We start from the raw sequence: 14,032 nt of genomic DNA on the forward strand, positions 1-14,032 counted from the left end.
CTGTGTGGCGGTCAGCGCACCGGCATGCCGGGCTGCGCGCCTGAGTCGGCATCCAGCAGCGCCAGCGCGCCGCCGTCGAAGCCGGCCGACAGGATCATCCCCTCGCTCACGCCGAAGCGCATCTTGCGCGGCGCCAAGTTGGCGATGAACACCACGCTGCGGCCGACCAGCTTGTCCGGCTCGCCGTAGCTGGCGCGGATACCGGAGAAGATCTGCCGCGTGCCCAGTTCGCCGGCATCGAGTTCGAAGCGCAGCAGCTTGTCCGAGCCCTCGACGAACGCGCAGGCGGTCACCTTGCCGATGCGCAGGTCGAGCTTGGCGAAGTCGTCGATGCCGATGAGGCCGGGATTGGGGAGTGGGGATTCGGGAGTCGTGGGCGCCTTCGTTTCGGTTTTGGCGGGCGCGGGCTTGGTCGCGGCGGGTGCTGCTGGCGCGGCGGCCAGGGTGTCCTTCGAGGCGTCGGTCATGGCGTCGATGCGCTTGGGGTCGATTCGGGTGAACAGCGGGGTGTAGGGCTGGATGACGTGCGCGGTCAGCGGCTGGGCCAGTTCCTCCCAGCCCAGCACCGGCGCGGACAGGAAGGCCTCGGCCTCGGCCGCGGTGCGCGGCAGCACCGGCTTGAGGCCGGCGGCCAGAACGCGGAACAGGTTCAGCCCCTGCGTGCAGACCGACTGCAGCTGGGCATCGGCGCCCTCCTGCTTGGCGATGACCCAGGGCTTGGTCTCGTCGACGTACTTGTTGGCCTCGTCGGCCAGCGCCATCACCTGACGGATCGCCGCGGCCGGGTCGTTGCGCTCGTAGGCCTCGCGCACCGGATCCAGCGCCTCGACGAAGCGCTGGTACTGCGCCGCGTCCGGCAGCGCGTCGGCCAGCCGGCCCTCGAAGCGCTTGTTGATGAAGCCGGCGCAGCGGCTGGCCAGGTTGACGAACTTGCCGACCAGGTCCGCGTTGACCCGCGCAACGAAGTCGCCCAGGTTGAGGTCCAGGTCGTCCACGCCGCCGGAGGACTTGGCCGCGAAGTAGTAGCGCAGCGCCTCCGGCTCCAGGCCGACGTCCAGGTAGGTGCGGGCCATGATGAAGGTGCCGCGCGACTTGGACATCTTGGCGCCATCGACGGTCAGGTAGCCGTTGACGTGCAGGCGCGTGGGCGCGCGATGGCCGGTACCGTGCAGCACCGCCGGCCAGAACAGGCCGTGGAAGTTGACGATGTCCTTGCCGATGAAGTGGTGCAGCTCGGTTTGGGTGCCGGCGGCCAGGTGCGGCGCGAAGTCCTCACCCAGGCGCGCGCACAGGTTCTGGAAGCTGGATAGGTAGCCGATCGGCGCGTCCAGCCAGACGTAGAAGTACTTGCCCGGCTGGCCGGGAATCTGGAACCCGAAGTAGGGCGCATCGCGCGAGATGTCCCACGCGCGCAGGCCGCCTTCGGCATCCAGCCATTCGCGCAGCTTGGCCTTGACGCCGGGCAGGGCGACATCGCCGGCCAGCCACTCGCGCAGGAATCCGTCGAAGTGGCCGACCTCGAAGAAGAAATGCTCCGAGTCGCGCAGCTCCGGCGTGGCGCCGGAGATCACCGACTTGGGTTCCTTCAGATCGGTCGGCGAGTAGGTGGCGCCGCAGACCTCGCAGTTGTCGCCGTACTGGTCCGGGCTGCCGCAGTTGGGGCAGATGCCCTTGATGTAGCGGTCCGGCAGGAACATGCCCTTGGCCGGGTCGTAGAACTGGGCGACGTTGCGCCGGCTGATGTGGCCGGCCTGTTCCAGCGCGGTGTAGAAGCCTTCCGTCAGCGCGCGGTTGGCGTCGCTGTTGGTCGAGTCGTAGTGGTCGAAGGCCACGCCGAAGGCGGCGAAGTCGCGCTCGTGGCTGGCCTGGATGTTGGCGATGAAGGCCTCGGGCGTGACCCCGGCCTTCTCGGCCGCCAGCATGATCGGCGTGCCATGGGTGTCGTCGGCGCAGACGTAGAAGACGTTGTCGCCGCGCATGCGCCGCGCCCGCACCCAGATGTCGGCCTGGATGTAGCCCACCAGGTGGCCCAGGTGCAGGGGGCCGTTGGCGTAGGGCAGGGCGTTGGAGACGAGCGCGGTGCGGGTCATGGCGATGGCGGACCAGAGGGGTCGGCGATTATCGCATGGCCGTCCGGTTGGGCTTTGGACTACGGAAGGGGACTTCTTGCGATCTCGATCCACGGACGCAGGGGGGGCGTGGCTTCGGAAGGGCAGCGGTCCGGCGGGCGGTGTCCGCTTGTCCCTCAATCAGGGCATCCTGCCCTGATTCGGGCGCTCGGCGTCCTGCCTCGCTCGTCGCGGCCACCGCCCGCCGGCCCGCTGCCGCGCGCGTTTAGTCAACGGACTTCGGGTTGAGAAGAAACTCCTCGCCGCTCCATCGCCAAGCCTCGCCCGGCCGGGAGCCGAGGCTTCGGGTCGAAAGAAATCCTGATCCGTGCGTCGCAAAGTCTCGACCAGGCCGAGCGCCGCGGAGAGCGGGTCAGGGAGAACCCACGGGGGCGGGTTAGTCCGCCGTGGTGGGCGGACCGAGCCGATGGGCCGCTCCCGGCCGGGTCGAGGCGGGTGGGCGAAGTGCGCGCATCGATCCGGCAAGCATGTCCTCAACAGATCACCTCCCTGCGTGTCGGAGCAGCAACACAGAAAAGCCCGGCGCGAGGCCGGGCTGGTCGGGTGTTGGCGGAGGCGCGACTGGCGCTACTCGCGCAGCCAGGTCTGCGCGCGGCAGATGAAGGCGATGCAGCCGGAGACGTCCAGCTTCTTGCCGCCCGGCTGGAGCTCCATCTTGGACTTGTAGGTCTTGCCGTTGGCCGGATCGAGGATGGTGCCGCCGGCCCACTCGTTGGCGCCATCGGGCTTGAGGTCCCACAGGATGGTCATGCCCTTGATCGGCTTGTTCTTGCGCTCGCCCGAGCAGCCGTCGCAGACCGGGTTGGGGCCCTTGTCCGACTTGAGGATCTCCACGACCTTGCCGGTCAGGCTGCCGTTGGCCGCCTCGCTGATCTCGACGATGGATTTCACTTCGCCGGTCTTGTCGTCGATGGTCTTCCAGCGTCCCACCGCCCCGTCGGCCGCCATCGCGCTGGACGCGGCGCCGGCCAGCACGGCCAGGGACAACATCAGGATCGTCTTGTGCATCGCTCCCCTCCCAGGGATGTGGTCTTGCGCCCTTATACCGTACTGCGGCGTGTGGTGGGGAAGCCGGTCGCTTTTGGTCGTGATGTGTCGTGTGTGACAACAAAGTCATCTGATGGCCGTGTCGTCCGCGTGCGTAGGCAGGACAACGGGTCCGCAACCCCCGTTCATCACGCAGAAGCGCACTTTTACGCACTTGTAATTTTTGTCAGCTTGCGACAAATAAAACGCGAGTTAATCTCGGGTCAACCTTCCGTTAAGCCACTGATGGCGCCACGTCGCAACGTGTACGACTCTGTCACGTATCGACACATCCGGTGCGCGCCATCGACGGAGGGGACTACTTCTGGCGGGGCCGCCACCGGCCTGCGTCGCACTTATCTGAGAGAGAGATATGGCAACTCGTGGAGTTCGTGGAAGGCTGTCCAGCAATATCCGGCGCAGCGCGCTCAGCGTGGCGCTGGGCATGTGCGTGGCCGGCGGCGTGCAGGCGCAGAGCGCCGTGGGTTCGATCTTCGGCAGCAGTCAGCCGGGCAGCACCATCACCATCCAGAGCCCGCAGACGGGCCTTTACCCGCTCCATCGTCGCCGACGGCTCGGGCCGTTTCACCTTCAGCCAGCTGCCGCCGGGCAACTACGCGATCACGGCCGATGGCCAGACGCGCGATGTCGTGGTCAAGGTCGGTAGCGGTTCGCAGGTGACCTTCGGTGGCGACGCCACCACGCTGGACTCGGTGACCGTGGTCGGCGCGCGTGCCTACAACCCCATCGACGTGTCCTCGGTCGAGTCGACCTCGGTCTTCACCGCCGACCAGATCGCCGCGCTGCCGGTGTCCAGCGACGTGACCTCCGTCGCGCTGCTCGCTCCGGGCACCGTGCGCGGCGATACCGGCTTCGGCAACCTGGCCTCGTTCGGTGGCTCCTCGGTCGCCGAGAACGGCTACTACATCAACGGCTTCGACGTCACCAACATGCGCAACATGCTGTCCTTCGCGCGCATGCCGTTCCAGGCCATCGCGCAGCAGCAGGTCAAGACCGGCGGCTACAGCGCCGAGTACGGCCGCTCGCTGGGTGGCATCGTGAGCATCGTGACCAAGTCCGGCTCCAACGACTGGCACTTCGGCGGCAGCGTCGAGTGGGAGCCGGAGTGGGGCAAGGCCTCGGGCAAGGACGTCTGGGAGCGCGATCCGGATGCCGCCGATCCGCTCTACCAGTATCGCAGCGACAACACCTCGAGCAGCCTGATCTATTCGGCCTACGCGAGCGGCCCGATCATCAAGGATCGGCTGTTCTTCTTCGCCCTGGCCGAAGGGCGTGACAACCAGACCGACGACTACTACTCGTTGAACAGCCGCAAGACCAGCGATACCACCCCGCAGGGCTTCCTGAAGCTGGACTGGTACATCACCGACAACAACCTGCTGGAGTTCACCGGGCTCTACAACAAGCGCAAGACCAAGTACCACACCTACGATTACAACCTCACCGCCGACGGCGAGAACCGCTACAACGTCGGTCGCCACGAGGCGCCGATCGAGCAGTACGAGATCGAGAACGGCGGCAAGCTGGGTATCCTGAAGTACACCGGCTATGTCACCGACAACTTCACCCTGTCGGCCCAGTATGGCTACCTCAGCAACCTGATCGACTCGCGCCTGCCTGCCAACCCGCCGGGCAGCGAGTGCCCCTGGGCCTACAGCTTCGGCCTGACCACCAGCGTCGTCGACCGCTACATCGGCTGCAACCCCGGAACCATCAGTTTTATCGCCGACCCGGACGTGGCACCGGACGAAGACGTGCGTAAGGCCTACCGCGTGGACGCGGAGTGGATCCTGGGCGATCACAAGCTGCGCTTCGGCGTGGACCAGGAAAAGTACGACTCCAGCCACCGCGGCCAGACCTATGCCGGCGGCATCAACTGGGCGTACTACACCGTGCCAGGCAACGCCGTCGCGACCGGCGCCTATGCCGGCCAGCCGGGCCGCACCGTCAATGGCCAGCTCGTCCCGCGTGGCGCGGTCTATGCCCGCTCGCGTGTGCGCGAGACCAGCAGCGCCAGCTACGAGAACGTCAACAGCGCGATCTATCTGGAAGACAACTGGCAGATCACCGATAACTTCATGGTGCAGTTGGGTGTGCGTGGCGAGAAGTTCGAGAACAAGAACGGCGACGGCATCGCCTGGGTCGAGTCCGACTACAAGATCGCGCCGCGTCTGGGCTTCTCCTGGGACGTGGTGGGCGACGCCAGCCTGAAGTTCTTCGGTACCGCCGGTCGTTACTACATCCCCGTCGCCAGCAATTCGAGCATCCGCGCCACCGGCTCTGAGTACACCGAATTCAACTGGTACTACGTCAACGGCTGGAACGAAGCCGACGGCCGGCCCGTCGGCCAGGGTGCCCAGATCGGCCCGACCCAGGTCAACGGGTCGCGCGAGGCGCCCAATCCGGCCTCCGTCGCCTCGACCAGCCTGACCCCGATGTACCAGGACGAAGTCATCCTGGGCGCGCAGGTGCAGCTGACCGATGCCTGGATGGTCGGCACGCGCCTGACCTATCGCGAGGTGAAGTCCGGCATGGACGACACCTGTACGACCAATCCGTGGATCGACTGGGCCGCCGACAACGGCTACGACGACTTCGACTACACCTCGGTGCCCAGCTGCTACTTCCTGAACCCTGGCGACGACGTGACCATCAACGTCGATCTCAACGGCGACGGCGAAGTCGAACTGGCCACGCTGCCGGCGTCCTACCTGGGCCTGCCCAAGTACAAGCGCAAGTACAGCGGTCTGGAGCTGTTCTTCGAGCGCACCGGCGAGAAGCTCAACCTGCAGGGTTCCTACACCTACGCCAAGAGCAAGGGCAACATCGAAGGCTACGTCAACTCGACGCTGGAGCAGGGCGATCCCGGCCTGACCCAGGACTTCGACCACAGGCTGTTCATGGACGGCAGCTACGGCTTCCTGCCCAACGATCGCCGCCATACGTTGAAGGTGTTCGGCGTGTATTCGCTGACCCCGGAGTGGCAGTTCGGCGGCAACCTGATCGTGCAGTCCGGCCGTCCGGTCAACTGCCAGGGTTACATCCCGCTGGAAGGCATCGCCCAGCCCGATGCCGGCACGCTCAACGCCTACAGCGGGTCGAGCTTCTACTGCCTCAACGACGATGGCACGCGCGAACTGCGCCAGCGCGGCGACGCCGGTCGCACGCCGTGGTCCTGGACGCTGGACATGTCGGCCGCCTATGTGCCGTCGTGGGCGGACAACAAGCTGAAGTTCAAGATCGACGTGTTCAACGTGTTCAACAACGGCAAGGTCACCGAGTACAACGAGTTCAAGGAAGCTTCGCGCGACGTGATCAGCCCGAACTACCTCAACGATGTGAACTACCAGACGCCGCGGTCGCTCCGTTTCACGGTCCGCTACGACTACTGATCGATTCGATCGGGTTCCATGCAACAGGAGGGCCGGTCCGAAAGGACCGGCCCTTTGCTTTTTTCGCGTCTCGCACCCGACCGGGCGAGCTTTGCTGCCGCCTGGTCAGGGTGCGGCTTGGCCCCCATGGTCCAGGGGGCGACAATAGGCACATGACCATTCCCGCACATCGGCCCCAGGGCGGCCTGCAGCCCCATCCCCGCGTCCGCAACGTCATCGCCGTGGCTTCCGGCAAGGGCGGGGTGGGCAAGTCGACTACGGCGGTGAACCTGGCGCTGGCCCTGGCGGCCGGTGGGGCCAAGGTGGGCGTGCTGGACGCGGACATCTACGGGCCGAGCGTGCCGGCGATGCTGGGGCTGTCGGGCCGGCCGGAGAGCCCGGACAACAAGTCGATCGAGCCGATGCGCGCGTTCGGCCTGGAGGCGATGTCGATCGGGTTGCTGATCGAGGCCGACACGCCGATGGTGTGGCGTGGGCCGATGGCCACCGGGGCGCTGACCCAGCTGTTCAACGACACGCTCTGGGGCGACCTGGACTACCTGCTGGTCGACCTGCCGCCGGGGACGGGCGATATCCAGCTCACCCTGTCGCAGAAGATCCCGGTCGCTGGCGCGGTGATCGTGACCACGCCGCAGGACATCGCCACGCTGGACGCGCGCAAGGCGCTGAAGATGTTCGAGAAGGTCGAGATCGCCGTGCTCGGTGTCGTGGAGAACATGGCCCAGCACGTGTGCAGCCAGTGCGGCCACGTCGAGCATCTGTTCGGCCAGGGGGGCGGTGCGGCGATGGCGGCGCACTATGGCGTGCCGCTGCTGGGCTCCCTGCCGCTGGACGTGCGCATCCGCGAGCAGGGCGATCTGGGCACGCCGGTGGTGGCAGCGGCGCCGGATTCGCCGGTGGCCCAGGCCTACCGCCAGGTGGCCGAGGCGCTGGTGGCGGCGCTGGACCAGCGTCCGCGCGCCAGCATGTCCATCGCCTCCTCGCTGGTCTAACAGCATCCCGCCGCTGGCCTACAATGCGGCCTCCCGCACGCCGCCCTTCAGGAACACGCCCCGCATGAGCATCAAGTCCGACCGCTGGATCAAGCGCATGGCCGAGCAGCACGGCATGATCGAGCCGTTCGAGCCGGGCCAGGTCAAGCAGGACGCCGGTGGCCATCGCATCGTCAGCTACGGCACCTCCAGCTACGGCTACGACGTGCGCTGCTCGCGCGAGTTCAAGGTGTTCACCAACATCAACTCGACCATCGTCGACCCGAAGCACTTCGACAGCGGCAGCTTCGTGGACATCGAGTCGGACGTGTGCATCATCCCGCCCAACAGCTTCGCGCTGGCGCGCACGGTCGAGTATTTCCGCATCCCGCGCGACACGCTGGTGGTGTGCCTGGGCAAGAGCACATATGCGCGCTGCGGGATCATCGTCAATGTCACGCCGCTCGAGCCGGAATGGGAAGGCCATGTGACGCTGGAGTTCTCCAACACCACGCCGCTGCCGGCGCGCATCTACGCCAACGAGGGCGTGGCGCAGATGTTGTTCTTCCAGGCCGATGCGGACGATGTGTGCGAAACCTCGTATCGCGACCGCGGCGGCAAGTACCAGGGGCAGACCGGCGTGACCCTGCCGCGCACCTGAGGCCGGTGGGCAGGGTTGTCCGGCTTCCGACAAGGCATGGCAAGAAGGCCGCACCTCTTGTGCGGCTTTTTTTGTGGTTTTTCTCCGGCCAGGAGATTTCGCGGCGTGCGCGTTGCTGCTTTGGAAGGGCAACTGTCCGGCGGACGGCGTCCGCTTATCCCTCGATCAGGGCATCCTGCCTCGTCTTTGAGCGCTCGGCTCCTGCCTCGCCAGGCGCGGCCACTGCCAGCCGAACCGGTGCCTCGCGGGTTGAGCGAATCGGCTTCGGCTCTGAACAAATTCCGATCCATCCGCAACGGGCTCTCCACCGGTCGGGTGCGCGCCTACCGCGTGGGAGCAACTGTCTCCTCAAACCCGGCAGCCGCCCGTCTGTAGAGTGGAGCTTGCGGCAATCCCCTTTTGGGGACTCCGCTGCGCTTCGTTCGGTTCGTGGGGAAGGCCCCAGCGGAGCGAGCTCCGCTCTACAGGTGGGAGCCGCCCTTGTGGCCTTTTTGGCCAATGGCGGCGATGAGGCTTTACCAGGCAGTCCCCATCGCCGCCATGCCGGTTCCCACAGAGGCGTGAAGCGCCGTCGATTCATTCTCATCCCAGAACCCTCCGTGGATGCTTGACGAGTCGAGGCGCCGCGCTCGGCCGGTTCGAGGCTGGTCGGCGAAGTGAAGTCGCCGGCCCGCGCGCACTCGTCAACAGGCTCACGCTTCCGCGCTCCCGCGCAGCCTGGCTCTGTTGGCGTCAGGAAGCGTCGCGGCAGCGCGCCTGCTGGCCGCTGGCGCGGCGCAGTAGCAGGTTGATGCCACCCAGGATCAGCAGCAGCGGCCACCAGGTGGCGATGAGCTCGCGCACGTCCAAGCCCGGGAAGCCGAGGTTGTCCAGCAGGAACAGCGTGCCCAGCACGATCAGGATCAGGGCGGGGATCAGGTGGCGCATGGTGGGGCATCCGTTCGGAAGGTGAGGCCATCGTGCGCCTGCGGCCGCGCCGGATCAGGTGCCACAAGTCAACTTCCGTCCCGTCGGAAGTCATGGCGGGCCTGTGTGCCGCCCCAATGAAAACGGGAGCCCGATCGGGCTCCCGTGGCCTTGCCGAAGCGAGGAGTGAGGCTCAGAACCGCTGCGTGTAGCGCAGGTAGCCGAAGCGGCCGATGTCGAACTCGGGGTAATAGGGGAATGCCGTGCTCACGCCGTTGCCGGAGAACAGGATCGGCCCGTAATGGTCGAAGACATTCTCCACGCCCACCGCGATGGTCGCGTTCCACGGCGCCTCGTAGCTCAGCTGCAGGTCGTGGAAGGTGTTGGACCCCAGCTTGCGGCGCGGATCGGATTCGCCGTTGGCATAGCGGTCCGGGTCCGAGCAGGGCCGGTTGGCCACGCACGATTCGGCGATGCCCGAGTAGTAGCGCGTCTTCCAGCTCACGCCCCACTGGTCGTCGATCTGCCAGTTGACGTTGAGGTTGGACTTGACCCGGAAGTAACCCGGCTGGCCGACCGAGCCGACCATGATGGTTTCCCCTGCGGCGTTCTGGGCGGCGGTGTCGTATTGGCTGACGTAGCTGGTCTGCCAGTCGAAGTTGAAGCTGCCCACGGCGGTGTCGGCCAGACGGTAGCGCACGCCGATGTCCCAGCCCTCGGTTTCCAGCTGGCCCAGGTTGGTCAGGCCGAAGAACAGGTCGCTGATGTGGCCGTCGGCGGCGCGGGTGATGCCGGCACAGCGCGTCGCGTCGCCCAGCACGTAGCAGTCGCGCAGGATGCGGTCGACGCTGTCGCTGATGATCACGCTGCTGAGCTTGTAGCGCCACCAGTCCAGGCTCAGGTCCAGGCCCGAGGCGAAGCCGGGGCTCCAGACGATCCCGGCGGTCCAGCTCTTGGACTCCTCAGGCTTCAGGTCCGGGTTGGAGCCGCTGATGAACTCGTCCGGCGTCTGGCAGGGCCAGGAGGTGCAGGGCTGCAGGCCCTGGCCCAGCTGGACATAGCCGGCCGGCACGCCGGCCGCGCTGCAGGCCGCGTTGCCGTTGACGCTGCCCGGCACGCCGGTCGAGCAGGGGTCGGTATAACTCTCGAAGCTCGAGCCGGTGCCGCCGTACAGGTCGGCGATCGACGGCGCCCGGAAACCCTCGGCCCACGTCGCGCGCACCGCGAGGGTCTCGGTTGGGCGCCACAGGCCGCTGACCTTGCTGTTGGTGGTGGACCCGAAGTTGCTGTAGTCCGAGTAGCGCGTGGCCACGTTGAAGGTCAGCTCCTGGGCCCAGGGCTTGTCGGCCAGCACCGGGATGTTGAGCTCCAGGTACGCCTCATTGACGTCGTACTCGCCCTGCGTGGGCAGAGCCGCCAGGCCGGTGTATTCGCCGGTCTGGGCGAAGGCGTCGGGGACGTAGCGTCCGGTCTCCTCGCGGCGCTCCACACCGACGGCGAAACCGAAGTCGCCGGCCGGCAGTTCGAACAGTGCGCCACTCAGGTTGGCCGAGAACACCTTGGTGGTGGTGCGGCCGGTGTCGGTGGTGGTGGGAAACAGGAAGTCCTGCAGCGCCGCATCGGCCAGCGAGCCCTGGCCGGCCACGCCATAGGGCAGCAGCGGATTCCACGGGCGGCAGGCATCCAGCGCGATCGGGCTGGCGGCGCTGCCGCACTGGGCCACGCCGTCGGCGTTGATGAACGAGGGGCCCAGCGCCTGGCGCGTGGAGATCAGGCTGGCATCGCCGTGGCCGCGCTTGGTGAGCTTGTTGCGGTTGTACAGGTAGCCCACTTCCCAGTCCCAGGGCTTGTCGGCCACGTCGAACGAACCGGACAGCTGCCCGGCGAATCGGAAGGTCTTGAGCTCGCTCTCGGTGGTGCGCGGCATCTCCCAGAGCCGGCGGCGGAACTCCAGGTCCTCGCCGATCGGATTGAACGCGCTGTCGGCGGAGAGCGGCGTGTCGAATGCACCGGACTGGTAGGGGTAGCCGGCGATCTGCTGGTCGGTGGTGCGCTCGTTGTAGAGGATATCGGCGTTGAACATCATCCGATCGGTGAGATCGTAGTTGATGTTGGCCAGTGCCGATTTGCGCTCCACGCCGGTCTGCAGATACATCTGCTGATTGGAGTTGGCGTACAGGTCCGGCGTGATCGGAACGAAGTCCGCCGCGTTGGCCGGATTGCCGCCCGGGCGCAGCGTGCACCAGGTGCTGGCGCTGCCGCACAGGCCCTGCGCAGAGCCGTTCTGCGAGACCGGGCTCCAGCCCGAGCCGGGGTAGTCGGGGCCGGCGTTGCCATACTTGCTGAACCAGCGTGAGCCGGCCAGGATCGGATCGGACTTGCTGCGCTCGGCGGTGATCGTCACGCCGCCGCGGTCGTTGGCCTTGCCCCAGATGGCCGAGACGGTGGACTCGCCACCGTCGCCCTGGCCGTACTGGCCGTACTGCGCCGAGACCTGCGCGCCCTCGAAGCGCTTGCGCGTGATCACGTTGACCACCGCGGCGATCGCATCGGAGCCATAGATGGACGATGCGCCGTCCTTGAGGATGTCGATGCGCTCGACGGCGGAAAGCGGGATCTGGCTCAGGTCCTGCGCGCCAGAGGTGGACACGCCCAGGCGCTGGCCGTTGACCAGCACCAGCGTGCGGCTGGCGCCCAGGTTGCGGATATCGATGTAGTAGCCGCCGACGTCCTCGCCGGAGGCAAGCGCGTCGGCGCGCGAGATCGACGGCGAACCGGCCGACGGCGTGTTCTGCAGCAGATCGGCGATGGAAGTGAAGCCGGAACGGTCGATCTGCTGGCGCGTGATGACCTGCACCGGCTGCTGGTTTTCGATCTGCGCACTGCGGATGCGCGAGCCGGTAACGGTGACCTGCTCGAGTGTGCGCGTGGTCTGCGTGGATTCGGACTGCGCCTGGGCCGCGGCATTGGCGGCGGCGAACAACAGAGAGGCGGCAATGGCGCCGGCAAGTGCATTGCGCATGCCGGGTGTCCGGCAGGAAAGAGTCTGCATGTCGAGAATGACCTTCTTGTTCGCGTGATGCACTACACGCCGACGAAGTCGTCGTCGGCTCGCGCAACGGGTGTCGGTGGCTGACTGGTCGTGCAGTCGCCGATGAAACTAACACCGTGCAAACGGAAGTTTTTCGCCGCGATCATTCTTCGACACGATTGTCATCGTGCTGACATCGCGTTGTGGAATGGAGGTCACCAACAGCGGTGCATGTGCTGGCGAAATTTTGTCCAGCTCGTCAGAAGATCCCTTAAAAAGGCTGATGAGTAAGCTGCGCATGAGAGACGCATGCGCTCCAACACTGACGTCTGGATTGCGATCCAGTCAGTCAAGGCGAGTTCATGGACATCGCGCGTACTTGGTTATAGATGCGCGATGAAGCGCTCTTCCGAGCGATGACTCAACACAAGAGGTCGTCCGTCTGCACAAGCGCGCAACTGTCGACGCGCCGTGCGTGCATGTGCGAAACGACAGTCGACGATCATGGGTGCCGAGCGCGCCGGCGCGACATGATCAGCCCAGCAGCGTGCGCCAGTACGCGATGCGCGCCTGCAGTGCGTCGGGCGCGTGGCGTTGGGCGGGGCCGCTGCCCCAGACGGGGCCGGGCCAGGCGGCGTCGCCTTCGTGGCGGCCGACCAGGTGCACGTGCAGCTGGCGCACGATATTGCCCAGCGCGCCGATATTGAGTTTGGTCACGCCCGGCTCGGCGCGCACGCAGGCGCCGGCGCGGTTGACTTCGGCCAGGAGCAGGCGTTGCTGCCCGCCGTCCAGTTCGATCCATTCGCTGGCGCCGGCGACGCGCGGCACCAGCAGCAGCCAGGGGAAGCGCGTGTCGTCCATCAGGCGCACCTGCGAGAGCGGGCCGTCGGCGATGAAGGCGCTGTCGGCCGCAAGACGCGGGTCCAGCGCGAACGCGGGCGTCGCGCTCAACCGATGTTTTCCTGCAGGAACGCCACCGCGCGGCCGAAGGCCTGCTTCGCGCTGGCCTCGTCGTACACCGCCGGGCTGGCCTCGCGGTTGAAGCCGTGGTCGGCCGGGTAGGTGAACACGTCCATGTCGGGCCAGGCCTGGCGCTGGGCCTCCACGACCTCGGCGGTGATGTGCTTGTCGCGCTCGCCGAAGTGGAACTGCACCGGCGCCTTGAGCGGCTGGTCCAGGAACTGCGCGTTGCGCCCGCCGTAGTAGCTCACGCTGGGCAGGCCCAGGCGCTGGGCGCAGAGCAGGGCGACGGTGCCGCCCCAGCAGTAGCCGACGGTGGCGACCTTCTCGTTGGCCGCGGCGGTGCGCGCGGCGTGGGCGGCGATCTCCACCACGTCCACGGCGGCGTCCAGGCCGATGGCGCCAACCAGTTCCAGGCCACGCTTGGTGCCGTCCTGGTCGTAGGGCAGCTCCAGGCCCGGTTCGACCAGGTCGAAGAACGCTGGCGCGATCGCCAGGTAGCCCTGCGCGGCGTACTGCTCGGCCACGCCGCGGATGTGTTCATTCACGCCGAAGATCTCCTGGATCACGATCACGCTGCCGCGCGCAGCGCCGGCCGGCTCGGCCTGCCAGGCCGCGACCGGCCCCTTGGAGGTGGAAAGCGTGATCCATTGGCCCATGGCGGGAACTCCTGTCTGGCGAGGGGGAGGGCCAGTCTAGGCGCTGGCGCGTTCAGGAAACGCAAGCCCGCCGGTCCGCACCGTTGCCGCGATGGTGTTGCAGCGGCGCGGCGGGCGGCCCCGGCGCGCGGCGTACAATCGCCGGCCGCTTATCCCTGTGTCGCGTGTGTCGGGTGCCGCCCACAAGGTCGGCTTCGTCAGCCTCGGCGGATGAGAAGCGAGTGAGGGTGCGCGATGCGCGACTGACAAGTCGTCACGGCAGCGATGCGGATCTCC

General features: G+C 66.9%; 9 protein-coding genes. 3 read left to right on the top strand and 6 right to left on the bottom strand.

What is annotated here, in order from left to right; genetic code table 11:
- Positions 1–11: 11 nt before the first annotated feature.
- Positions 12–2,090 carry a methionine--tRNA ligase gene (metG, locus tag QE438_RS03405; RefSeq protein ID WP_306992546.1) on the bottom strand — a complete coding sequence of 693 codons (2,079 nt, stop codon included), beginning with the start codon at positions 2,088–2,090 and terminating at the stop codon, positions 12–14.
- Positions 2,091–2,696: 606 nt separating this feature from the next.
- On the bottom strand, positions 2,697–3,137 hold the full coding sequence (locus QE438_RS03410; RefSeq protein WP_130522197.1) for a DUF2147 domain-containing protein: 441 nt from the start codon (positions 3,135–3,137) through the stop codon (positions 2,697–2,699).
- Positions 3,138–3,805: 668 nt separating this feature from the next.
- Here QE438_RS03410 and QE438_RS03415 point away from each other — a divergent pair.
- From QE438_RS03415 to dcd, 3 genes are all read left to right on the top strand, one after another.
- Entirely contained in the window at positions 3,806–6,568 is a 2,763-nt protein-coding gene (locus QE438_RS03415) for a TonB-dependent receptor plug domain-containing protein (RefSeq protein ID WP_309732142.1), read from the top strand.
- 152 nt (positions 6,569–6,720) lie between these two features.
- Complete coding sequence (apbC, locus tag QE438_RS03420) at positions 6,721–7,560, top strand: iron-sulfur cluster carrier protein ApbC (protein ID WP_130518905.1); 840 nt, start codon at positions 6,721–6,723, stop codon at positions 7,558–7,560.
- 64 nt (positions 7,561–7,624) lie between these two features.
- Positions 7,625–8,200: a dCTP deaminase gene (dcd, locus tag QE438_RS03425; protein ID WP_130518903.1), complete on the top strand. Its 576-nt coding sequence runs from the start codon at positions 7,625–7,627 to the stop codon at positions 8,198–8,200.
- 732 nt (positions 8,201–8,932) lie between these two features.
- On the opposite strand, the gene QE438_RS03430 is transcribed toward dcd, so the two are convergent.
- The 4 genes from QE438_RS03430 to QE438_RS03445 form a co-directional block, all read right to left on the bottom strand.
- Entirely contained in the window at positions 8,933–9,127 is a 195-nt protein-coding gene (locus QE438_RS03430; RefSeq protein ID WP_306992542.1) for a DUF5668 domain-containing protein, read from the bottom strand.
- 172 nt (positions 9,128–9,299) lie between these two features.
- Complete coding sequence (locus QE438_RS03435; protein ID WP_306992540.1) at positions 9,300–12,128, bottom strand: TonB-dependent receptor; 2,829 nt, start codon at positions 12,126–12,128, stop codon at positions 9,300–9,302.
- A gap of 543 nt (positions 12,129–12,671) precedes the next feature.
- A complete protein-coding gene (locus tag QE438_RS03440; RefSeq protein WP_130518897.1) occupies positions 12,672–13,088 on the bottom strand; it encodes an HIT family protein in 417 nt (138 codons plus the stop codon).
- Positions 13,085–13,756 carry a dienelactone hydrolase family protein gene (locus QE438_RS03445; RefSeq protein ID WP_307184025.1) on the bottom strand — a complete coding sequence of 224 codons (672 nt, stop codon included), beginning with the start codon at positions 13,754–13,756 and terminating at the stop codon, positions 13,085–13,087. The genes QE438_RS03440 and QE438_RS03445 overlap by 4 nt, the downstream gene beginning before the upstream one ends.
- Positions 13,757–14,032 lie beyond the last annotated feature (276 nt).

This window comes from Pseudoxanthomonas sp. SORGH_AS_0997 (genome assembly GCF_031453535.1).
Taxonomy (GTDB): domain Bacteria; phylum Pseudomonadota; class Gammaproteobacteria; order Xanthomonadales; family Xanthomonadaceae; genus Pseudoxanthomonas_A; species Pseudoxanthomonas_A winnipegensis.